This window comes from Candidatus Palauibacter sp., from assembly GCF_965216145.1.
In the GTDB taxonomy this organism is placed as follows: domain Bacteria; phylum Gemmatimonadota; class Gemmatimonadetes; order Palauibacterales; family Palauibacteraceae; genus Palauibacter.
Genome location: NZ_OZ244149.1, coordinates 4,191,178 through 4,214,228 on the forward strand (window position 1 = coordinate 4,191,178; position 23,051 = coordinate 4,214,228).

Below are 23,051 nucleotides of genomic sequence, written 5' to 3' on the forward strand. Positions count from 1 at the left end.
GTCCCTCAGGGCACGAGTTCGGTTCGTCTCGGCTTCAGCAGGAACACACCCTCGAGCATGCTCGTCACCAGCACGGTTTCGCTCTCGAACCAGGGGAAGGCCGTCCAGGCGCCGTTGAAGCCCGGGGGATCCGCGCCGTAGGGGGTCGTGTCGAAGAAACCCACCTCCCGCAGGTTCTCCGGATCGCTGATGTCGACGACGCGGAAGCCGGCCTGATAGTTCGCCTGGTACATCCGGTCGCCCTTCACGTAGAGGTTGTGGTCCGTCGCGTTGTTGGGTCCGTAGTAGTCCGCGACCACGACCGGGTCGTCGAGATCGGTCACATCCCAGACGATGGTCTTCGTGCGGTCCGTGGTGCCGACGAGTTCGTCCAGTTCGTCGTCCAGGTAGAAGTAGCGGCGGTCGTCGCTCAGCCACCCCTGATGGATGTACGCCACGCCGGGGTAGGCGGCGGCCGAGATCGGGCGCGGGTTCGACTTGTCCGTCACGTCGACGATCCGGAGCGCCGTCTCGTTCGAGGCGAAGCACAGTTCCCGCCCCTGATAATCCATGTCCGGACCGTCATAGACGAGACACTGCGCGTCGTGTGTCCGCCCCTGGAAGAGGAGTCCCTCGGTGTCGGTGAAGCAGCCCGCGAACTCGGGCGCGAGCGGCTGGCGGATGTCGATCATCACGAGCCCACCGCCGCAGGTGTGCCCGTCCCCGCTCGTCGAGACGGTGAACGCGGTGCCGGCGTCCGTGTCGATGATGAGGTTGTGCGCGCTCCCGATCTCGTCCCAGCGCAAGTCGGGTGCGAACTCGACGGGGGGATTCGCCACCTCCCGGAGCCGCGTGAGATCGAACACGACGAGCCCGTGGTCCCCCGCCCCGTCGCCGGTGAAGAAGAGATGGTCGGCATAGACCTTGAGGTCGCGGGCGCCGCTCCGATTCGCGGGGATGACGCCGAGGTAGACGGGATTCACGGCGTCGGTGACGTCGACGATCGCCGCGCCGCCGGAGCGGCCGACGAGGCCGTATTCGCACCCGGTCTCGGGGTCGGTCCAGCCCCAGGCGTCGCTGACCCGCTCCCCCGGCTCCGCCCCGATCGAGGCGAGGGGGAGGTAGGCCTGGAGATCGACGTCGGAGCAGTCGAAGCCGGCGGCCTCGTCGTCCTCACAGCGGACTTCCGCGGACGTTACGGCCACGGGCGGGGTCCCGGCGCGGAGCCACACCGGTCCAGACCAGGCCCCGGCCCCGTCGGATTCGTAGACGGCGGTGAGGCCCGCGCTCCCCTCGGACACGGGGCTCCCGACGACGGCGAGGCCCGGGCGGAGGGCGAGAGCGACCCCGAATCCCGCCACGAGGTCGGCGCCCTCGGGCATAAAGGTGTGCGCGGCGCGCCATTCGGGCGCCGCGTCCTCGCGCGTGAATGCGTCGACGCGGCCCCGGCCGTCCGCCGCGCCGGGCGCCCCCACGAGCAGTTCGACGCCGGTGGCGGCGAGCGCGGTGCCGAAGCGCTGGCCCGGCCCCGACTGCCCCGGGGCCAGCGTCGCCGCCTCGACCCAGTCGCCGCCCGCCCCGCGGGCGAACAGCACGACGCGGCCGACCGAGCCATCTGCGGAAGGGGCGCCCACCGCGAGTTCCTCCTCGGTGACGAAGAGGAGGCTGGAGCCCAGCCCGGCGCCCCGGCCCAGCGCGGGCGCTGCGAGGGCCGCCTCCCGGCTCCATGCCCCGTCCGCCCCGCGCTCGAACACGTACACCGTGCCCGAAGTCCCCTCTCCCGGCGCTCCCACCGCCGCGAACCCGCCACGGACGGCCATCGCCGCCCCGTAGCGCGCATTGGCCCGGAGGTCTCCGGCCTCCAGCGACCCCGTCGCGTTCCACGCACCATCGGCCCCGCGTTGGTAGACCCGGACCGCGGTCCCGGCCCCCTGCCCGCCCGGCGCCGAGACGAGCGCGACGTCGCCATCCGCCGCAACCACGCGCGCGGGCGGCTGCAGGATGGCCATGACCCGGCCCATGCTCATCTCTTCAGGCTCCGCGCTGGCCTCGGACCGGAGCCGCAGCATCCCTGACTCCGTCCACCCACCCTCCGCACCGCGCGCGAAAGCGTACGCGCCGACCATGACCTGCGGATCTCCGCTCGCCGCGACGAACCCGCCCTCGACCGCCGCCAGCGTGCGGCCGAACGACTCCCCCAGGAGCGAGCCCGCCGACCACACTTCCTGTGTCTGCGACCAGCCGCTGTCCCCCTTCGTGAACACGAGTACGGACGCGGGCCCCCGGCCGAACTCCGGCTTGAGGACGAGGATCTCGTCCCCCGATGGCGCCCACACCGCCGCCCCGAACCCGTCCTGCGCCGCAACCGGCCCGGCCATTGCAACGGCCCCGAGCGTGACCTGAAGGACGCGTTTCGTCATCGTGGGCGTCGGCGGCGTCATCGTGCCACTCCGTTCAAGAGGTTCGGTCGCACGTTATTCGAACCGGTCAGGCCAACTTGACACCGAACGCCTCGAATCGGTGAAAATCCGCCTCATCGGCGGTCGCGAGTCGCGCCCCCGCACCGAGCGCCACCGCCGCAATCATGCAGTCGGGGAGCGATCCGCGCCGACGCCCGCACTCGTTGAAGAGGCGCGCCGCGAGGACGGCGTCCTCGCCGGTAAAATCAACGCGGGGGCCAACGACGCTATCGGCCACCCGCAGCCGGGACGCCGAAAGCGGCCCGCACAGGAACTCGGCCCACGCCACGGCGCTCATGCCAATCCCTTCGCCCGTCGCGATCCAGCCGCTCAGTCGCCGGTCCTCCGCCGATCCGGCGACGAGCGCCCGGATGAGAAAGCTAGTGTCGAGATGGATCATTCCGCGCCCGTACCAGGGGCCATCGCCCAGGCACGGCGTTCGGCTCTGACGTCCCGCACCCACCGCTCGATGTCTACTCCGTCCTCCATGACATCGGCCTGCAGCTGGCGAAGGGCCGCCAGCGGTCCTCCGGCGCCGCCCGTTTCTTCCGCCGACGCCGTCCTGATGGCACGGCGTAGCACTTCGGACTTGGAGACGTTCCAGCGCGAAGCCAGCGCTTCGAGTATCCGCACGGTTTCCACATCTAGCGAGTAGGTGGACTTGATCGTGGTGGTGGCCATATCCTTATGGTACGGCCATACCATAGTTACATCAAGCTGTTGTCCTGCGGTGCACCGCCTCGGCGAGGGCGGCGGACAGCTCCCCGAAGGCGGCCTCGCTACGCCCCAGGGCGGCGATGAGCGCGGAGCCCACGACGACCCCGTCGGCCATCCCCGCCACCGCCGCCGCCTGCCGCGGCGTCGAGATGCCGAACCCCACGGCGACCGGGAGCCGCACCATGCTCCGGAGCCGTCTCACCTGGTCGTCAAGCGTGGCGTCCAGCGCCTCCCGCGCCCCCGTCACGCCGAGGCGGGAGATGTAGTAGAGGAACCCCGAGGCGTGGCCGAGGATCGTCTCCAGCCGCGCGCGCGGCGTGGTAGGCGCCGCGAGCGGAATGAGGTCGAGCGCGCTCGCGGCGAGCCGGCGCTCGAGCGGCGGGTGCGAGCCCACCGGCAGGTCGGTCACGAGCAGCCCCGCCGCCCCCGCGGCCTCCGCGCGCTCGAGAAAACGCTCCACCCCCATGCGCAGGATCGGGTTCAGGTAGGAGAAGACGACGACCGGCGGCAGGTCGGCCGAGATCTCCGCCAGCTGGTCGAGGGTGGACTCGACCGTCGTCCCCTTCTCCAGAGCACGCCAGCTCGCGGCCTGGATCGTCGGCCCGTCCGCGAGCGGGTCGCTGAACGGGATCCCCAGTTCGATGATGTCCGCCCGGTCCGCCGCCAGCCGCTCGAGCAGTCGGGGCGTGTCCGCGGGCCGCGGATACCCGCTCGACAGGAAGGGGATGAACGCCGTCCCGTCGTCGAACGCGCGTTCGACCCGCGAGGTCAAGAAGCGTCGTCCTCCGTCGTCACCGCCGGTCGGTGCGTCCCCCACTTCTCGAACCACTTCCGCAGATAGAGCTGCGTGCGCAGGAAGTTGGAGGGGCGCCGGCTCGTCCCGTGCCACTCGTCCTGGAAGCGCACCATGACCGTCGGCACGCCCTCGTAGTGGAGCGCCTGGTAGAACTCCTCGGTCTGTCCCATTGGGGTCCGCAGGTCCATCTCCCCCGTCATCAGCATGGTGGGTGTCGTCACGTTCTCCACGTAGAAGATCGAGGAACGGTCCATCCACTCCTCCACGTCCTCCCAGAACGGCTTCTCGAACGTGCGCAGGTAACCGATCGCGTCCGAGGTCCCCATGGCCGACATCCAGTTCACGATCGGACAGTTCGCCGACGCCGCCCGGAAGCGGTCGGTATTCCCCACGATATACGAGGTGAGGATGCCGCCGCCCGAACACCCGTACACGAACAGGTTTTCCCCGTCGACGTAGCCGCGCCGCAGCATCTCGTCGACGCCGCCCATGAGGTCGGGGAAGTCCGCGCCGGGATAGTCGTGGTTGATCGCGTTCGCGAACTCCGTCCCGTAGCCCGTGCTCCCGCGCGGGTTCGTGTAGAGGAGGACGTAGTCGTTCGACGCGTGTTCCTGGAAGGCGAAGTTGAACCCGCCGTTGTACATGCCGTGCGGCCCGCCGTGGATGGCGAGCATGAGCGGATACTCCCGATTCGGGTCGAAGTCGGGCGGCTTCACGATCCAGCCCTGGATCCGGAACCCGTCCGTCGACTCGTACCAGACTTCCTCCACCTCGCCCAGCGTGACTCCGTGCAGGATGTCCGCGTTCACCTCGGTGAGGCGGGTCACCTCGCCCGGGTTCGAGAGCGCGAAGCGGTACAGGTCGCCGGGTTCGCGGTCGGTCGAGATCGTGCCGACCGCCGTCCCCTCCTCCGCGAACGAGGAGAGGGAGAAGAGGTGCCTGCCCTCGGTCAGCTGCGTCACGCCGCCGTCGACCGAGACGAAGTGGAGCTGGCGATACCCCTCCCGGCTCACGTTGAAGTAGAGCCCGCTCCCGTCGGGCGCCCACTCGAAGCCACCCGACTGGCGGTCGTAGTCCCCGGAGATGAGCCGCGAGCCGGACCCGTCGCGGTTCATGATGTAGATCCGGTTGTTCCGGTACGTGTCCTGGTGCTCATCCCCCGCCGTGTAGGCGATGAGACGGCCATCCGGCGAGGGGACGGGTCCCGAGTCCGCGCCGCGCCGGTCCGTGAGCCGGCGGATCTCGCCGGACGCCACGGAGACGGCGTAGATCTCCGACTCCTGCCAGTTCGAGGGACGATCCCAGTCCGGCTCCCGATAGGAGGTGAAGTAGAGCTCGGTCCCGTCCGGGCTCCAGGCGATGCCGCCGTGGTTCCAGTCCCCATCGGTGAGCTGCCGGGCGGAGCCGCCGTGGGCCGGCACGACGAACACGTGCGTCCAGCCGGTGTCCACGTAGCCCTGGCGGTCCCGCTTGTAACCGGCGCGCTCGACGATCTTGGGTCCGGCGGTCCATGTCGCCCCGTCCGGACGCGAGGGGAGGTCGACGCCCGCGAAGTCCGCGCGGTCGTCCACCCGGCTCGTGAACGCGATCCAGTTCCCGTCGGGAGACCAGCGCGGCGAGGAAGGCCCGTTCTCGAGGCGGGTGATCTGGCTCGTGAGGCCCTCGTCGTCCATCCAGCGCACGAAGATCTGCGACCCCGAGGGCTCCCCCGCCGCCGTATACAGGATGCGGGTTCCGTCGGGGGACCAGCGCGCGCCGCCCCCGTCGATGAGCGCCCGCTTGCGGCCCCCGTCGGCGTCCATGATCCGTAGGGAGGACTCCCGCCGGTCGTTGATCTTGTCCGCCCAGCCGAGCGTGTACACGATCTGTGACCCGTCGGGCGAAATCTGCGGATCGGAAACGGATTCCATGTCCATGTAGATGTCAAGCGACAGTCGCCGGGTCTGGGCCTCGGCGCCGGCAGCCAACCCTCCGGCGGAGAGGGCCGCCAGGAGGGCGGCGCATCCGAGTCTCGTCTTCATCCTTCGCTCCTTCAGCTTCGCGCAGCCCGCAGCCGCGCAATGGTGGGCGCTCAGCGCGCAGCCGCCGGACCATCGGTGTCCGTGCCATGGCGGCAAGACAGGATTATCGGAGATCCGCGGAGGGGTGGCCAGACGGGCAGGATCCTGCCGCGGACCGGCTGCGAGCAGCCCGTGGCAAAACCCTGCGTCAGCGCCGAGAGCGGCGAGGCGCTCGCCGGGGTCCCCTCTGGGGAGAGGCGTGACGAGGGAGCATAGCAGCGCTATGTGTCAGGTGTTCTATAAATAGCTGACAATCATACAGGTACGGTATTCGGCGAACCATTTTCCCCTCTTTATTCCCCTTTTCGTGAACGGGAACCCACTCGATTCCAGTGGACGTTCACGGACGGATTGCCGGGGAAGGTCTACAATCTACAAGCGGTTCCGTGCGCCGCTGTGGTGGCCGGAAACTACGAATCCCCGGCCCGTCCCGCGTCGCCTTGGGATTCCCTTTTCACCTCCGAGTTAGGCGATGTGGCCAACTCGGAGAGCATCGCCGCCGTGTCCGCATCGTTACCAGCCGTACACCGTTCGAGGATGTCGAGGATCTTCTCCCCGGCGTCAGTACCGGCTTCGTATGCCGCGGTTCCGCTGCCTATCGGAAGCGGCCAGACGATAGACTGGAGTTACCCCGGCGGGTGGCCGGTCTCCGAGGGGAGGAGTGACGACGCGCGCGATTGTAATAGCCGATCCGATCCCGGACGACGGCTGCGAGTTCCTCGATCGAGCCGTCGAGGATCAGAGACCGGTTCTCCACCTTGAAGCGGCCGAATAAGCTTTCCATCTCCGGGTTGTCCCGGGGCCCCGCGGAGCGCGTAGGAGAGCCGCGCGCCCGCCGACAGCAGCTGGCCGGTCCACGCGTAGCCGGTGAACACGGGGTGCCGGTCGTGTTGGACGACGACTCCCCCACGCGAACTCCGGAAGCGAGTCAAGCAGCTGCTCCAGGTCCCGGATCCGGCGCTCGTACTCGTTCACCGCCGTCTCCTCGGCGAAGACCGCCGGCGCCGACCTCTATCGCTATTTCGACGCCACCCCCTTCGCCGAGTACCTCTACGGCCGGGTGGCCGACTCGGTGCGCCGCGACCTGAAGGAGGAACTCGGCTTCGTGGCGGTCTTCGACAGCGCCCTAAGGGGTGTCCGGGAGATCGTGGACATGCCGGACCGGCGTGCGTCGCTGCTCGTGCGCCTGCGCATGCAGAACGGCGGGCGACTCGCGGCGCGGAAGCTCCGCCGAGCTGACCGAAGACGAGGTCCGCGCGATGGAAGCGGCGGTCCAGGGGGGCGATGGCCGCCGGAGGGTCCGCCTGACGTGTCCCGCATCGGCGTCCGACCAGTCCCGCCGACCGTAGATCGCCGGGCTCGAGATCTGCACGGGAGCGGCGGCCCTGCCGGCCGAGTTCGGCGGCTCCGACGCCCACTGCGCGGCGGTGGTGATCCGGACGAAATAGCCTCGGTCCAACCACGGCTCCTGGGGCGGGGTTGGGCCGCCGTCGGATCGGCACCCCGGCACTCACTTCGCGAGGCGTGCTCAACCGGGGCGTGGGGAGTTTCGTCCACTCGTGGCATACTAAGGGTGTATGGGTGTATCGCACACGCGCCGTAGAAAGCGTTACGGTGGCGTGGGACGACGCGCTCGAAAACGCCGGGTGCACGACTCCGCAACACAGGGGAAGGACGTTGTCTTTGTACACCCTCGGGTCCCTCCGCACGCTTGGCGACACCGAACAGGGCCTCCTTGTGCCCTGCTCTCAGGCGCTTCCACGGAAGCGGGGTAACCCCTGGTGAGGCTGTGCCCGAGCGTGAATGCCGGCAGGCTCAAGGTGGCGGGCGTGCTCGCGATCGTGGCGGGGTGCGACTCGGGCGGGACCATGGCGCCGCCGACCGCGATTCCGGTTTCGGTTGTGGTCGCGCCGGACTCGGCGGCGCTGACGTACCTCGGGGAGACGGTACGGTTCACGGCGAGGGTGGCGGGCGGGACGGGGTCGGCGGGCGGCACGGTGCGGTGGGAGAGCACGGACCAGACGGTGGTCACGGTGGACGGCTCGGGTCTGGTGACGGCGCGCGGGAACGGGACGGCGGAGGTGCGCGCGTCGGCGGGCGGAGCGAGCGACGCGGCGCCGGTGCGGGTGGAGCAGCGGGTCGCGGCACTCGCGGCCTTCGGCGATGGCCAGCGTGCCCTTCCGGGCCTCTCCCTACCGGGAACCGTGGGCGTGCAGGTGCAGGATGCCGGCGGCAGAGCGATGGTGGGGGTCGATGTGCGGTTCGCGGTTGCGGCCGGGGGCGGGGCGGTGAATCCGGAGTCGGTCGTGAGCGACGGCACGGGTGTGGCTTCCGCGGTATGGACTGTGGGCGCGACCATCGGAGAGCAGCGGCTGACGGCGTCGGTAGCGGGTGGGTTGGAAGCGGAGATCACGGCGCGGGCGGTGGGCCCGGACTCAGTAGTGGCGCGGATTGAACTTCATCAGGGTGGGGGCGGGGCGGCCGGCCGCACGAGATCGGTGGGGGTACGGCTGGTTGACGGGGCTGGCCGCCCGGTTGCGGGGGCGTTGGCCACGTTCTTGCCGAGTCCCGGTGACGGGTCGGTCGACCCTGATTCGGTCCGCAGCGACAGCTTGGGTCGGGCACGGACGCGCTGGAGCTTGGGGGCGGCGCTAAGGGACTACGCGCTGCTGGTCTCATCGGCGAACGCTCGTCTGGAAGTGGTGGCGACGTTGCTGGCGCCAGCCACCAAGGTGAGGACGATCGAACTGCAATCCCGGGGTGGGAGCCGGGCAGGGATGGGGCAGGCACTGCCAGTGGAAGTGCGGTTGCGAGACGTTTCCGGCTATCCCGTTGCGGGGGCGTTGGTTACGTTCACTGCGGGAGCCTCGGGTGGGTCGGTGAACCCGGATTCGGCGCGGAGTGACGACTCCGGGTTCTCGTCTTCGGTGTGGAGGCTGGGCCGTACGGTGGGGGACTATACGCTCGTCGTGGCATCGGGAGACGCCCGGCTGGAACTTGTGATGTCGGCGCTGGATCCGGACTCGGTGGTGGCCTCGGTCGCGTTGTGGTCGGGCGACCGGCAATGGGGGGTGGTGGGGCAGTCGCTTCACGAGCCGGTGGTGGTGCAGGCGCAGGACGAGGCCGGGGACCCGGTTCCCGGCGCGCTGGTGACGTTCGTGCCACAGGTCGGGGGCGGGTCCGTGGTACCGGAGTCCCTGCGTAGCGACAGCCTTGGTCGGGCTTCGGCCGAGTGGACGCTGGGCCCCGAACAGGGCGATCAGACGCTCGCGGCGTCGGTCGTGAACGGTGCGAGTCTGGCGGTGGCGGCGACTGCACGACCCGACGCGGGCGTGTGCGGGCGAACGCGTGCGGTGATCGAAGCGATACTCAAGTGGCCGGGGATCGCGAGTTGCGCGGACGTGACGGAAGATCAACTGGCAGCCATCGTAACTCTGTCCTTGTCCTTCGCTCACACGAGAGTGCCGGGTCTGCGCAACGGTGACTTTGCCGGCCTTCCCGGGCTGAAGAACCTTTACTTCGTGAACAACGGACTCAGCGCGTTGCCACCGGACATCTTCGCCGGTCTCGATTCTCTAAGGTTTCTTTCGCTATGGGGCAATCGACTTGAGTCGCTGCCTGCGGGTACGCTGGCGGGTACTCCGAATCTGGAAGAACTCCACTTGACGTCCAACCGGTTGACGGAGATCCCCCCAGACGTGGCCAGCCTGAAGAGATTGACGAACATCAGCTTGGCGGGGAACCCCCTGCAGGAGGTGCCGCCCGGTTCGTTCGCCAAGCTGGGGCGATTGCGACGCTTGGATCTCAGCTTCACCGAACTGAGGTCCCTGGACTCCGGGACCTTCAAGGGTCTGGCCGAGTTGGAGCTCCTCGCGCTGAGCGGGAACCGACTTGCCCGGCTACCTCCCGGTATCTTCAACGATCTTCAGAGTTTACGGACGCTGGTGCTGCACTCGAATCAACTGGCAGAACTGTCGGCGGACGTCTTCGCGAGCCTCACGCAGTTGTCTCGGCTCTACTTGGGTGAAAACGACCTGGATCGTCTGGCCGAAGATGTCCTTGGGGGGCTTTCCGACCTGACGCACCTTCAGCTTCACAAGAACGGGCTCACCGAGCTACCCCCGGACATCTTCGCGGGAATGCCCATCCTGGAACACCTGAGACTGGGTGACAACCAGCTGGAGGCGTTGCCGCCGGAGCTCTTCGCCAGTTCGTCCAGCCTGGAGTATCTGAGCCTCGCGAACAACCGGCTCGCTTCGCTGCCCCCGCAGCTCTTCGAGGGATTGGAGAGGTTGGGGACGCTGCGATTGGAGCAGAACGCCTTGGCGTCGTTGCCACCGAGCCTGTTCGGGGGACTATCCGGCCTGACTCGATTGGACCTTGTCGGCAACCAGCTTGCCGCGCTGCCCGCCGGCATCTTCGAGGGGCTCGCGGCGCTCGCGGAGCTAAGGCTTATCGGCAACGAGTTGACCGAGCTGCCGCCGGGCGCTTTCCGTGGCCTTTCAAGTCTCGAGAGGTTGGACCTGAGGGCCAACCCCGGCGATCCGTTCCCGGTAGTGTTGGAGCTGGCCCGGACGGACGCTGCCGACTTGTTGGCGCCGGGGCCGGCGAGCGTGACGCTGCGAGTGCCCATCGGGGCGCCACTGTCGCTGGACATGGCGGTGTCGGTACAGGGCGGGTCTGCGTCGAGCGGGAGCTTCGGAGTGCCGGCGGGGGACAGCTCGAGTGCGGTGCTTGAGGTGATCCGGATCGCGGGGCGTTCGGGCGCGGTGCATGTGAGCTTGGGGCCGGTGCCGGCGTTCCCGATAGAGGTGCGGGGTCTGGAGTATGTCGTGGGCGGGCAGATGGTGCTGTTCGCGCCCTCGGTGAACCGTTCGCCGGTGGTAGCGAAGGAGGTTCCGCCCCACTGGCTGCAGGCGGGGGTGCGGTCGACGGAGGTGGGGCTTGCCGGGCACTTCAGCGACCCCGACGGTGACGCGCTGGTCTTTACGGCCGCTTCGGAGGCCGCCGAGGTGGTCGCCGTGCGTGTGGCGGATGGGGTGCTGGTGCTTGAGCCACTTTCCGAGGGCGAGGCGGTAGTGGAGGTGGCGGCCGAGGATCCGGGCGGGCTTCGGGCGACGCTCGGAGTGCCGGTCGTCGTGACCCGTGCGCCGGATCCGGACGGCTATCAGATCGAGTTGATCTTCGGGGAGGGGGTCACAGAGGCGGAGCGGTTCTCGGAGGCGGAGAAGGTGTCCGTGAGGCGGGCCGCAGCACGGTGGGAGGAGGTAGTAACGGGGGACCAGCGGGACGTGCCGGTCGACACGGATCTCTGCTACGATCCGGGGCGGATCGTGGGCAGCATCGACGATGTCGTGATCACCATGTCGATATCTGACGCCGGCCCGATCAACAGCATCGGCCAGGCGGGACCTTGCGTAGAGCGTGAGTCCGGCTTGGCTCTCATCGGGGCCATCTGGTTCAACCGCCAATTCTACGGCCCGGACGCCCCGGAGACGGGGCCGAACAGCATGTACCAGGTCGCGCTACACGAGATGGGCCACGTCCTGGGGATCGGATCAAGAGAAAAATGGCACGGCATGCTGCGGCAGCCGACGTTGGACGTGCGTCTTGACACGCACTTCCCGGGTCCGCTGGCAGTTGATGCGTTCAATGAGGCTGGCGGTCGACCTTACACAGGCGGGAAAGTGCCGGTCGACAACGGCGTCTCGGTGTCACCCAACACGCATTGGCGCCGCGACGTGCTGAGGGGCGAGCTGATGAGTCCAGCGGGCGGCACCCTCCTGAGCGCGATCACGGTGCAGGCGCTCGCGGACCTTGGCTACGATGTAGACGCGAGCCGGGCCGATCCCTACACGTTGCCCGCGCTGGACAGGGCAGCGGCGGCCGACGCGGAGGAATCTCCGTTTGTGGGCGACGTGCTCAAGGGACCGGTCTTCGTGGTCGACGAGAACGGCAAGGTCGTGCGTATCATCCGCAACTGAAGCGGCAGTCCGAGGGGATGCGCGCCCGTGGCTTGCCGCGGGTCCGCTGCAGCCATTCGGACCCCAGCCGTAATCCGGGGCCGGCCTGCTGCTGCGTCGACCAGTCGTTGGCCGGACGGGGCACCGAGGCCCCGCCTTCGCTTGGCCGGTATTGCCTCCGATCTCCACCGTGCCCCCTCCAAGCTACTTGATCCCCACATCGGGCGCGCCTGCCAGGAACTGATCTCTACCAGCGGTGCCGTATCGGCGATACGGTTCGCTGCGGGAGTGCATACGCCGACCTGAGTCGCCCGATTCATAAGGGAATTATATAGCTAACTTGACCAAGGCCCTAACCCCACTTTTCAACCTCTCCTCGATTCCTCTACCTAAGTCGCTACTGGCAGTTTCATCGGAAGAATCGGCCCCGTCCCTACCGTAAAGGTTGCGATACGCCGCCCCGATACCCATCGTGGAAGGGTTACATACAGAACGGGGAGGAGATCGTTGAAATCTCCTCCCCGCTAAAGGGCACGAGCTAACCCGAATCGTACGATCGGAGACAACCGTGGACGTCCAAAACCTGCGGCTGCTCGTGTCTACCCCTCGCCCCGTGAGGGGCGGGAATGTCAAGGTTACGCGCTACTAATCCTGTTGACAACCCCTAATTGTACCCTCTCCGTACCCTCTCCGTACCCTATTAGGCTCCGAAGCGTACCCGTTCTGTATCCCATCCGCCGCTGACAATCTATATAAAGAACTTGACAAATCCCCCTTCCAGCGCGTATAATTCTCCCTCGCACATCAAGCACCAAAAGCAAGGAGGAAGCACATGAACGAACCTGTCACCACCCGAACCCACAACCGTGCCTAGTTTCTCCGGTCCCGGTCGTTCCGACCGAGAAGGCATTTCACTCCTGGAACTCACAGAACTCTTCCCCGACGAGGACTCCGCCCGCCTCTGGTTCGAGGCCCAGATGTGGCCATCCGGCCGTTGCTGCGGGAAGTGCGGGTCCGTAAACACGCATGAGGTCAAGGGCCATAGGCCCATGCCGTACCGCTGCCGGGATTGCCGAGGGTACTTCTCGGTCAGGACCGGGACCATCCTCGAGTCCAGCCGCCTGCCGCTGAGGAAATGGGCATGGGCGGTCTATCTCTACCTCACGAACCTCAAGGGCCTCAGCAGCATGAAGCTGCATCGCGACATCGGAGTGACGCAGAAGACGGCGTGGTTCATGCTTCACCGTATCCGTGAGGCCTACGCCTTCGCCCTCCCCGATGAACCCTTCCAGGGTCCGGTGGAGGTTGACGAGACCTACGTCGGCGGGAAGGAGAGGAACAAGCACGCCAACAAGAAACTCCGGGCCGGACGCGGGGCTGTCGGTAAGACCGCCGTCATCGGAACCAAGGACCGTGAGAGTAATCAGGTGTCGGCCCATGTCGTGGACAGGACCGATGCCGTCACGCTTGGAACCTTCGTCCTCGACCATATCGACGAGGATGCGATGGTCTACACCGATGGGTCGGGTGCCTACACCGGTCTACTGAACCACGAGATCGTCAAGCACTCCATCGGCGAGTACGTCCGCGGAATGGTCCACACCAACGGCATGGAATCGTTCTGGGCCATGCTGAAGCGAGGGTTCCACGGGACCTACCACCGGATGTCTCCGAAGCATCTACAGAGGTACGTCAACGAGTTCGCCGGAAGGCACAACATCCAAGATATGGACACGCTGGATCAGATGCGGGATGCCGTCGCCGGTATGGTCGGTCGCCGGTTGATGTGGCGGGATTTGATCGGTTAGAAAGCTCTCCGACATCCGGCCTGTCACAAACGAGGTGCCTTAGACGTTCTTCATACAGCGGGGGCGTGCTCCTGAGGCGAGCCTACATCCCTGTCAAAAGAGCGGTACCGGATGGTGGTCCGGTACCGCTCTTTTGGCGCCCGTAGCTCAGCCTGGATGGAGCAACCGAGTACCAATCGGAAGGCCGCAGGTTCGAATCCTGCCGGGCGCATCTGTTATCGTGGTTGAGCTGTCGCTTTGGTCTTCGTGCTACGAACGGCGAACTTCTTCTCTCGATAAGGCTTCACGCGTCGGAGTAGTGCCTTCGCCAACCGCTCCGGCGTCACGTCACCCTTGTATGGTTGCTGTTGCTTATCCATCATCGATCCTTAGAGCGAGAAGGTCGCGGCCCCGTAGCTCAGTGGACAGAGTGCCGTCGTTACGAGACCGGAGGTCGGTGGTTCGAATCCACCCGGGGCCACAACCCTTCATACCTCAGCCTTTTCGGCTTTTGTTCCTACCCCCAACATATGCTGGCTTGGCTTGGCTTTGCAACCAACCTCGCTGACTCCTACCTTGTCGCTTGCACGCTCCACATGCAGAGACCCGAGTCGGGTCACTCTGCCGAATACAACAGCCGAAGTAACTCCACGAACCGGAGGGTAGCTCCCCGAGGTTCTGGCGAATAGGCAGAGGCCTTCCGTTTTCTCTGCGTGTGGGTGTGCATGGCCCGGCACCCATCACGAGAGGGAAGGAGTCCCGCCATGCTTCGATCCCGCCTATATCTCATATCGCTACTGGTCTGCGCAGGTTGCGGCGAATCCTTCATCGATCCGGAGACGGGTGAAGAATTGCCGAGGTTGGAAATCATGGTGGCCGAGGCCGATACCGCCTACCTGGGAGACCCGTACGGAATCAAACCAGGGTTATGGGGTGCAGACGTGGACGATTTTGGCCTACGGTGGGATATCAGCTTCTCGGACCATGAGGAGTGTGTTAGGATCAGCGAGCTAACCGGACGGGGAGTACCTCGATACTGCTACCACCTTGTAGGACCTCATTTTTTTTGGGACCAAGCAGGGCCGATCCGGGATGAACCCTACATCATTACATGGTCGGTTGCGGACAGTACGACGGTGCCACCGAGGGAGGATACCGCCGAGATACGGGTTTACGTACTGGACGAGAGACCGTAACTAACAGCGACTAAAGGAGGCAATCATGGCACGAAGCGTTCCGGCGGATCAGTTTGCAGAGCTTCATGGGAAGCAGATTCTCTACGAGATACTATATCGTGCACTCGTCCGACGCCTCGCCACCATCCCAGCTAGCCCGCCAACGGAGAATGCCATCCGGCGGATTCTTCAAACCGTCGTGTTGGAGCTTGAAGTGGGTGGTAAGGCGGATGAGCGATTCTCGGAGGCCGTGCGGGAGAGTTTTGAGGCTGAACGTGGAAAGCTTTTGGCTGAGCTGGACTAGCATGACGGTACCGCTTTCTCGTATCAAGTTAGCTATATAATTCCCATTCATAAGCGATTGTTGCGTGGCGTCTTACGGATGAGACTGCGCGCCAGGGCAACGGCGTTTTCCAGAGATGGCCCCATCGGTCGCCAACGAAGTTTCGCCCGCTCGTGGCCTATGAAGAACGGAGGAGAAGCCTTCGACGCCTACACCCCCCTGGAAGCCGATCACAGGGCACCACGAGGACACACCCCATGACACTCGATCCCCTTGCCCGACCCTCGTCCGTCAATATTCCGCGCGGACGCGCCGCAACGCGGGCCATCTTCCGGATCATCGGGGTGGTGGTACCGCTGCTGGCGCTAGTCGCGCCCGCGCAGGCCACGGGGGATGCCCCGGCGTCGGGGCTGACCGCGGACACCCTTTCGGTGACGCTCAGCGCGCCTCCGGGCGGCTGGGTGACGGAGGGTGACACGGCACGGTTCACGCTGGCGGTGAAAGGAAGGGCGGGGTCCGGGCATGTGACCGTCCGCTACGCGGTGTCCGGCACCGCGACATCGGGGGAGGACTACGTAGCACTATCAGGGGAGCTGACGCTGAGCGGGGGCGCGCGGAGCGCCACGATCGATCTGGCGGTCGTGTCCGGCGAGATCGCCGACGGCGGGGAGACGGTGATCCTCACTCTCACGAGCGGGACCGGTCCCACGATGGTGGTGGTGAATACGACGCCCGCGACCGTGACGATCCGAGATCCGCCGGCAGCGGGACGACAAGCCGGGGGTTCTAAGGGGGGCGCAGCGTCCCCTTGCCGGGCCGCAGTGTTCAACACTGCGTAGGCTGGCTTAGCCACCGTAGCGTGGCTCAAGCCAGCCCTGCGGACGCCTCCGAAATGCCTCTCCGAGCGCCGTCCGAACCGGCGGGCGAGGGCCTATGTGTCGCCCGTCAGATAGCCCGCCCAGTCGTTCCTGAGCCACCGCCGTCGCGCGAGCAGGTTCGCGCCCCCGATGTGCCGCCGCCTCAGTCGCCCGGTCGCGATCAACCACCGGAAGCCGCCCCGCTCGGCCCGCTTGCTGACGCGGCATCCGGTCGGCTTCACGATCAGACATCGCTCTGTCCCTCGGCCACGTCCGAGGCCGACGGTGTTAGGTTGACGACATCCGCCGTGATGATCGAATCCCACCGGGGCCACGGAAACGCTTGTGTCTCAGGAACAGCGCGAACGCTCGTCCGCCGACGATGCGGATCGCTTCGTCAACCTGGTGAATGGCTCCGGGTACTGGCGGTCCATCGATCTGCGCATCTGCGCCATCCGTAGTGGCCGCGGTTGGGTGAATCTCATTACCCGTGGTTTCCTGGACCACCGCGCCGCTGGGTCGGTGCCCGCGTTTTCTCCGGTTGAGCGGTCGGACTTCCGCGCCTGGCAAGCGGTCCTTCCTACTACGGACCTACCCGGCGTGGTGCATGGGATCGTCAGCGGCAAGGCGAAGCTGGGGCGGTCGTCCGTCGAATACGCCGGCGGGTCGGATCAGCCGGCAATGGACGTGAGATACGTCTTCAGCGACCTCTCCGCATCGTATCGGACGGCCGGGTACGACCCTTGGAGCTGTCACGCCCTCGTGGGCCATGGTTCCTCGATGTGGCAAGCTGTGAGGCAGGCTGTTCCTAATCCCTTGGATCTGGACAACCTGATTCGCAGCGGGCCGAAGGCCTACGATGGGCTCTCGGACCTGGTGCGAAGCTTCTGCGCGCGGCCCGGGGCACTGGAGATCCAACGCACCGCTACCGTCTTCGAGCTGATCGCACCGCTAGCCGTGCGCTTTGATCGCGAGAAGGTAGCCTCTTCGCCCGAACGCGTAAGCGTCGCTCTTCGGGCTGCTGCGGATGTCTTTGTCGCGAACGCGGAGCTGGTCTGGACCGTGGGCGCTACCGGAGAGCCTCCCCGTCACGGATCGGCCAGGCTCGACGAGCGCGAATGGGCACATGAGGGCGGTGCTCTTCGCTCGCGGCTGGACATTCCGATTCGGAAGGGTGACGCGACCGCCACGCTCTTCATTCTCATCGGAGGCAGGTGCGTGGACTGCGTGTCCCAGCCCTTGGCCGAAGCGGGCTCCAACGTCCGGATGAGAACGCACAACGTGGTGGACCCGGACCTTCGCCGGTTCCTTGAGAAGCTGCGGCCGGAAAGCTGGCACAAGGGGAAGGAGTTCGGCGAGGCCGTGGGTCTACTGTTCCTCTTCCTCGGCTTCCAGGTGGACCCGCTGTACGCGCAGAGCGGGCTTGGGGACGCCGTCGACAGCCTGGCCCATGATCTGGCCTCTTCCGTCATCCTAGCCATCGAGTGCACGGTCGGGCCGCCGGACGCGAAGGCAAAACTGAGCAAGCTCATCGCCCGCTCAGCGGACATGCGCAGCAAACTTCCCGACAGCGAAGTGATCGCGGTCCTCGCGACGGCAATTCCGCGCGCGGCGCTGTCGAAGGCTGAGGTGGAAAAGGCCGAGCGTGACGGCGTCGCGCTTCTCGTTCGAGAGGACCTTGATGACCTCTGGACGGCGGCGCAGGCCGGAGAGACCACAGCCCATGTGGTCCGCCGGTTACGGCACCAGCTTATGCAAGGAAGACTTCGGCGGACCAAGCAATCCATCGCGTGATTCATCCCGAACCAGGCTCACGGCGGCCTCGTCTTGAGGGGGTCGCGATGACCGGTTGTCCAGCGCTTTCGGGCCGCTGACGGGCATCGTGATCGGTGCGGGACGGGGATCGAGCGGTACACCGCGCTCAGTTGGTGCGGGAGTGGCTCGCCGTGCGAGGCGTTGACCGCCGCGTAGGGATCGAACACATGCGGCAGCCGGATCCGGCACCCTCGCTGTTCCGCCCGGCGAAACTTGATCGTGACGGAGGGAGTAATTAGCGGTGGGTTGGTCTCACCTGACTCACGGAGTGATCGGCCAGCCATCGGGACTCCGGCTCTCGCTGGCCGTCATCCAAGCCGCCACGAAGCGCGGTTTCTTGCCGGAGGCAGAACCCTCCAGCCGACCGGACTGCCGGCGGAGCACGGCGACAGCGCCGGACAACTGGATGCAGCCCTCCGGCCGCGTTCGTCGGCGCCCGGCGCTCCCGCTTACGGCCGTACTGGAGTGTGCAATCGACGTGGGGTGCCGATGCGCACTTTGGCCGTCCGGCGATGCGCACTGGCGCTCCCGTTTATCCGCTGGCGCGGCAACGTCTTTCGGCCTCGCCGCCCCGTTCGCCCGTGGCGTACGGGGCGCTCAGGCCGTGACGGTAGCGACCCCCCAGGCCGAGGGCCTGGTACGGGTTCGGGGCCAGGTGTGTTTGCGCACTCCTGCCCTCGCCCTCCAGGGGTCGCTCCCGATCATCAATCCCTGCGGGAAGGCTCGTCCAATCCGTCGGTTCAAGCGGGTCGACAACGCCACGGCGCTGATCTGGCGGCTGCTGTTGGTGGCCGAGAAGCGGTTCAGGAAGCTCAACGCTCCCCAGTTGCTGGGGGAGGTGTACGAAGGGAGGAGGTTCGAGGACGGAAAGCCCGTCCCCGAAGGTCAGGAGAGGATCGCCGCCTGATGCCTTTTGCACACCTCTTGACCCGACCTCGCATTGGTCGGCTTGCTCCACAGCGGTATCGTGATCGAAGATCGACGAAGTATCCGCCCGCCCTTCCCTGCAAGGTGCATGAGAGAGACTTGGTGAAATCGGGCCTGCGCCAGCGAGTGAATGCCGAAGTCATCAAGGTGGCCGCGGTGCTTGCTGCGGTGGCGGCGTGCGACTCGGGTGAGGCGACGGGACCGCCGGCTGTTCCGCTCTCTCTGAGGGTCGCGCCGGACTCGGCGCGGCTGACGTACCTCGGGGAGACGGCGCAGTTCACGGTTCGGGTGGCCGGCGGGACGGGCTCGGAGGCAGGCACGGTGCGGTGGGAGAGCACGGACCGGGCGGTGGTCACGGTGGACGGCTCGGGGCTGGTGACGGCTCGGCGCAACGGGACGGCGGAGGTCCGTGCGTCGGTGGGCGGAGCGAGCGACGCGGCGCCGGTGCGGGTGGAGCAGCGGGTGGCGACGCTCAGGGTGTTCGGGGACGGCCAGAGTGCGCTGGCGGGTCTGTCCCTGCCTTCGATGGTGGGCGTGGCGGTGTTCGATGCCGGGGACCGGCCGGTCGTGGGGACGGTCGTGCGGTTCGCGGTGACGTCGGGCGGGGGCTCGGTGGAACCCGACTCGGTGGTGAGCGACGGCTCGGGCGTGGCGTCGGCCGTGTGGACGCTGGGGGTGGCTCCGGGGGAGCAGCGGCTCGTTGCGTCGGTGCCTGACGGGCCCGAGGAAGCGATCGCGGCGCTGGCGGTGGATCCGAACTTGGCGGTGGCGCGCGTCGTCCCGTGGTCTGGGGACAGGCAGCAGGGTCTGGTGGGTCAGCGGCTCCCGGAGCCGCTCGTGGTGCAGGCGCTGGATGAAGCCGGGCGTCCGGTTCCCGGTGCGCTGGTGAGTTTCACGCCGGAGGCGGGCTCGGGCTCGGCGGACCCTGACTCGGTGCGGAGCGACAGCGCGGGGCTGGCGCGGGCCGAGTGGAGGCTGGGCCCGGCTCCGGGGGAACAGAAATTGGCCGTGTCCGTGGCCGGACAAAGGCTTCTGGAGGTGACGGCGACGGCGCGACCCGACGCCGGAGTGTGCGGCCGAACGCCGGCGGTGATCGAGGGGTTGCTTGAAGAGACAGGCGTGGCGAGTTGCGCGGACGTGACGGACGCCCACCTGGCTTCGGTCCCGCATCTGATCCTCCGTGACAAGAACATCTCGAGTTTGCGGAGCGGCGACTTCGCAGGCCTCACCAGCCTCGGGTGGTTGTTCCTGAAGAACAACGATCTGACCGCGTTGCCGCCGGATGTCTTCTCCGGTCTGGACTCGTTGACTTGGCTTGACCTCACGGGCAACGAACTGGAGGCGTTGCCCCGCGGCATACTCACCAGCCTCCCGAGTCTGACGCGGCTTTACTTGCGTGGGAATCGGCTGACCGAGATACGGTCCCACTTGGTGGGCCTGACCGGCTTGGAAGAACTCGCTCTGAGTTCCAACCCATTGACGGACGTGCCCCTCGACCTATTGGCCGGCATGGAGCGGTTGCAACGTCTGTTCCTGTACAATGTCGGCCTGGACGAACTCCCGTCCGGGACGTTCGCGGGTCTGTCCGAGTTGTGGTCCCTGAACATCGGCGCAAACCGGCTGCGGCGGTTACCCGCGGGGATCTTCAGCGACCTCTCCAGCTTGGAGTTCCTGTCGCTCGTCCAAAACCAGCTGACGGAACTGCCGCCCGGCGTGTTCGCGGGACTGGGCGAGCTTCGCAAGCTCTACCTGCCGGAGAACGAACTGACCGGGCTGGACGCGAGTGTCTTCGCCGGGCTGTCGAACCTTGAACTGCTGCACCTCTACGACAACAACCTGACCGAGCTGCCACCGGACATCTTCTCCGGCCTGTCCAGCCTGTCGCACCTTCGGCTGGCGGCCAACCAGCTCTCGGACTTGCCGACGGGACTCTTCGCCGGCGTGCCGCGTCTCGGCTACCTCGACCTGAGCGGTAACGGGCTCACGACGCTTCCGGCGGGGGTCTTCGCGGGGTTGGGGGAGCTGGTGACGCTGAGGTTGGTACAAAACAACCTGTCTGAATTGCCGCCCGGTCTCTTCGCCGGGTTGGGGGCCTTGGAGACGTTGTCGCTGCAGGTGAACGGCCTGTCGACCCTCCCGCAGGGCGTCTTCCAAGGGTTGGGGAGTCTGGCGGAGTTGGTACTTGTGGACAACGAACTGAAGGCGTTGCCGCGGGGCGTGTTCTCGGGGCTCTCCAGCCTTGAACGCCTGGACCTGCGCGTGAACCCGGGCGCCCCGTTCCCGGTGAAGCTGGAGCTGGCACGCACGGACGCCGCCGACGCGCTGGCGCCGGGGCCCGCGAGTGTGGCGCTGCGCGTGCCGAGCGGCGTACCGCGCTCCATCGAGATGCCGGTGACGGTGCAGGGCGGGACGGTCTCGGTCGACCGTGTGACCGTGAGCGCGGGGGATACCGTGAGCGCGGCGCTGACGGTCAGCCGTTCGGGGACCGCGGGCCCGGTGCACGTGGGCCTGGGGCTGCCGCCTGCGTTCCCGATCGGGGTAAGGGGTCTCGAGTACGTCGTCGGGGAGGAGATGGTGCTATTCGCTCCGGCGGTGAACCGCTCGCCGACCGTCACGAGCGCGGTACCGGTGTACTGGCTGCAGGCGGGGGTGGAGACGGCGGAGGTGGAGATGGCCGGGCACTTTGACGATCCCGACGGGGACTCGCTGTCCTACACGGCGGTGTCGAGCGACGCGGGAGTGGTGGCCGCGCGGGTGGAGGGGGGGGTACTGGAGTTGCAGCCACTCGCGGAGGGCTCGGCGTGGGTGGCGGTGGCGGCGGAGGACCCGGGCGGACTCCGGGCCTCGCTCAGCGTCCCGGTGACGGTGGCGCGTGCGCCCGACCCGGAGGGCTACCAGATCGACCTCATCTTCTGGGAGGGGACCACCGAGACGGAGCGGTTCACGGAGGCGGAGAAGGCGTCGCTGCGCCGGGCGGCGGCGCGGTGGGAGGAGGTGGTGACGGGCGACCTGCCGGATGTTCCCGTAGATGTGGAATACTGTCTTGACCCGGGCCGGATCGTCGGCACGATCGACGATGTCGTGATCAACGTGTCCATCTCGGACGCGGGGCGCATCAACAGTATCGGCCAGGCGGGTAGCTGCGCGATCCGTGAGTCCGGGCTTGCGCTCATGGGGGTCCTCTGGCTCAATCGCAACTACTATGGGCCGGACGCGCCGGAGGCGGGCCCCAACAGCATGTACCAGGTCGCGCTGCACGAGATGGGGCACGTTCTGGGGATCGGGTCGAACAAGTGGGGTGACATGCTGCGGGAGAAGACGCGGGACGTGCCTCTGGACACGCACTTTCCGGGGCCGCTGGCGGTGGAGGCGTTCAACGAGGCGGGCGGGCGGCCGTACACGGGCGGGAAGGTGCCGGTCGACAACGGCGTCTCGGTGTCGCCCAACCACCACTGGCGCTACGACGTGCTGCGCGGCGAACTGATGGGCCCGAGGGGGGGCAGCGCGCTGAGCGCGATCACGGTGCAGGCGCTGGCGGATCTGGGGCATGCAGTGGACGCGAGCCGGGCCGACCCCTATGAGCTCCCCGCGGCGGATGCGGCCCCGGCTGCGGATGTGGCGGGAGCGGAGGCGGAATCGCCCTTCGCGGGTGACGTGCTCAAAGGCCCGGTCATCGTGGTCGACGTGAACGGCAGGGTGGTGCGGGTCATCCGCAACTGAGTCCGAGCACACCGTGTCGCGCGCGGGGCCATCGCGGGGTCCCCGCCCGGGACATGGATTCCCATCCGTTTGCGAGGCCCGGTCACGCAGCTCCGGCGAAGCGCCTCCTGACCTAAACCAATGCGGCAGCTCCGCCTCGCCTGATCCGGCCGTGTCGGGCCGCCCCGGGGTCCTCCCCCGGCTCCCCGAACGGCGATAGGTCTCACTCCCGCGAGAATACGCGATCCCAGACCTTATCTAATCTGCAACATCCTGCTGCATAATACCTTATAGGTCCTCGCCCAGAAGAACTCTGGCCGTGATCGCGTGGATCGGCTCACCGGCGGCGAACGAAGTTTCGCCCGTTCGCTGGATACAGGAATCGGAGGGGATCCATCCACGCGAACAACCGGTCAAGCCGGACGTCACGGCACCACGAGGACACACGTTCATGACACTCGCTACCGCTGCAGCGCCTTCGTCCGCCCAAGTTCATCATGCGGGACACACCGTGGCGCGAGCCATCTCCCGGCT

At 67.0% G+C, this 23,051-nt stretch carries 15 protein-coding genes and 1 tRNA gene; 8 read left to right on the forward strand and 8 right to left on the reverse strand.

Features of this window, described 5'->3' with window-relative positions; all coding sequences use genetic code 11:
- Nucleotides 1-5: 5 nt before the first annotated feature.
- From ACOOHF_RS18080 to ACOOHF_RS18110, 7 genes are all read right to left on the reverse strand, one after another.
- Nucleotides 6-2,420 (reverse strand): choice-of-anchor B family protein, encoded by a 2,415-nt coding sequence (locus tag ACOOHF_RS18080; protein ID WP_420462793.1) that lies wholly within the window; start codon nt 2,418-2,420, stop codon nt 6-8.
- A 46-nt stretch (nt 2,421-2,466) separates the two neighbouring features.
- The gene (locus ACOOHF_RS18085; protein WP_419936764.1) at nt 2,467-2,838 is read right to left on the reverse strand and encodes a type II toxin-antitoxin system VapC family toxin; all 372 of its coding nucleotides are present in this window, start codon (nt 2,836-2,838) and stop codon (nt 2,467-2,469) included.
- Nucleotides 2,835-3,119, reverse strand: coding sequence for a ribbon-helix-helix protein, CopG family (locus tag ACOOHF_RS18090; protein ID WP_419936763.1), 285 nt, complete (start codon nt 3,117-3,119; stop codon nt 2,835-2,837). Before ACOOHF_RS18090 ends, ACOOHF_RS18085 begins: the two co-directional genes overlap by 4 nt.
- 31 nt (nt 3,120-3,150) lie before the next feature.
- Nucleotides 3,151-3,927, reverse strand: coding sequence for a tryptophan synthase subunit alpha (trpA, locus tag ACOOHF_RS18095; RefSeq protein WP_420462794.1), 777 nt, complete (start codon nt 3,925-3,927; stop codon nt 3,151-3,153).
- Complete coding sequence (locus ACOOHF_RS18100) at nt 3,924-5,972, reverse strand: prolyl oligopeptidase family serine peptidase (protein WP_420462795.1); 2,049 nt, start codon at nt 5,970-5,972, stop codon at nt 3,924-3,926. Before ACOOHF_RS18100 ends, trpA begins: the two co-directional genes overlap by 4 nt.
- Nucleotides 5,973-6,606: 634 nt before the next feature.
- On the reverse strand, nt 6,607-6,921 hold the full coding sequence (locus ACOOHF_RS18105) for an integrase core domain-containing protein (protein ID WP_420462796.1): 315 nt from the start codon (nt 6,919-6,921) through the stop codon (nt 6,607-6,609).
- Nucleotides 6,922-7,137: 216 nt separating this feature from the next.
- Entirely contained in the window at nt 7,138-7,470 is a 333-nt protein-coding gene (locus ACOOHF_RS18110) for a hypothetical protein (RefSeq protein ID WP_420462797.1), read from the reverse strand.
- 340 nt (nt 7,471-7,810) lie between these two features.
- Between ACOOHF_RS18110 and ACOOHF_RS18115 the strand changes: the two genes are divergently transcribed.
- The 5 genes from ACOOHF_RS18115 to ACOOHF_RS18135 all read left to right on the forward strand — a co-directional run bounded on the left by ACOOHF_RS18115 (nt 7,811) and on the right by ACOOHF_RS18135 (nt 16,058).
- A complete protein-coding gene (locus ACOOHF_RS18115) occupies nt 7,811-11,995 on the forward strand; it encodes a leucine-rich repeat domain-containing protein (RefSeq protein ID WP_420462798.1) in 4,185 nt (1,394 codons plus the stop codon).
- Nucleotides 11,996-12,840: 845 nt separating this feature from the next.
- Complete coding sequence (locus ACOOHF_RS18120; protein WP_420462799.1) at nt 12,841-13,782, forward strand: IS1595 family transposase; 942 nt, start codon at nt 12,841-12,843, stop codon at nt 13,780-13,782.
- 136 nt (nt 13,783-13,918) lie between these two features.
- Nucleotides 13,919-13,993, forward strand: a tRNA-Gly gene (locus ACOOHF_RS18125).
- Between the two features lie 989 nt (nt 13,994-14,982).
- Nucleotides 14,983-15,240 (forward strand): hypothetical protein, encoded by a 258-nt coding sequence (locus ACOOHF_RS18130; protein ID WP_420462800.1) that lies wholly within the window; start codon nt 14,983-14,985, stop codon nt 15,238-15,240.
- A gap of 236 nt (nt 15,241-15,476) precedes the next feature.
- A complete protein-coding gene (locus ACOOHF_RS18135; protein WP_420462801.1) occupies nt 15,477-16,058 on the forward strand; it encodes a Calx-beta domain-containing protein in 582 nt (193 codons plus the stop codon).
- Between the two features lie 92 nt (nt 16,059-16,150).
- Here the strand turns inward: ACOOHF_RS18135 and ACOOHF_RS18140 are convergent, their stop codons facing one another.
- Nucleotides 16,151-16,318: a hypothetical protein gene (locus ACOOHF_RS18140; protein WP_420462802.1), complete on the reverse strand. Its 168-nt coding sequence runs from the start codon at nt 16,316-16,318 to the stop codon at nt 16,151-16,153.
- Between the two features lie 103 nt (nt 16,319-16,421).
- Here ACOOHF_RS18140 and ACOOHF_RS18145 point away from each other — a divergent pair, with 103 nt between their 5' ends.
- The 3 genes from ACOOHF_RS18145 (at nt 16,422) to ACOOHF_RS18155 (ending at nt 22,538) form a co-directional block, all read left to right on the forward strand.
- The gene (locus tag ACOOHF_RS18145) at nt 16,422-17,870 is read left to right on the forward strand and encodes a hypothetical protein (RefSeq protein WP_420462803.1); all 1,449 of its coding nucleotides are present in this window, start codon (nt 16,422-16,424) and stop codon (nt 17,868-17,870) included.
- 625 nt (nt 17,871-18,495) lie between these two features.
- Nucleotides 18,496-18,798, forward strand: coding sequence for a hypothetical protein (locus tag ACOOHF_RS18150; protein ID WP_420462804.1), 303 nt, complete (start codon nt 18,496-18,498; stop codon nt 18,796-18,798).
- 122 nt (nt 18,799-18,920) lie between these two features.
- Complete coding sequence (locus ACOOHF_RS18155; protein ID WP_420462805.1) at nt 18,921-22,538, forward strand: leucine-rich repeat domain-containing protein; 3,618 nt, start codon at nt 18,921-18,923, stop codon at nt 22,536-22,538.
- Nucleotides 22,539-23,051: the final 513 nt, after the last annotated feature.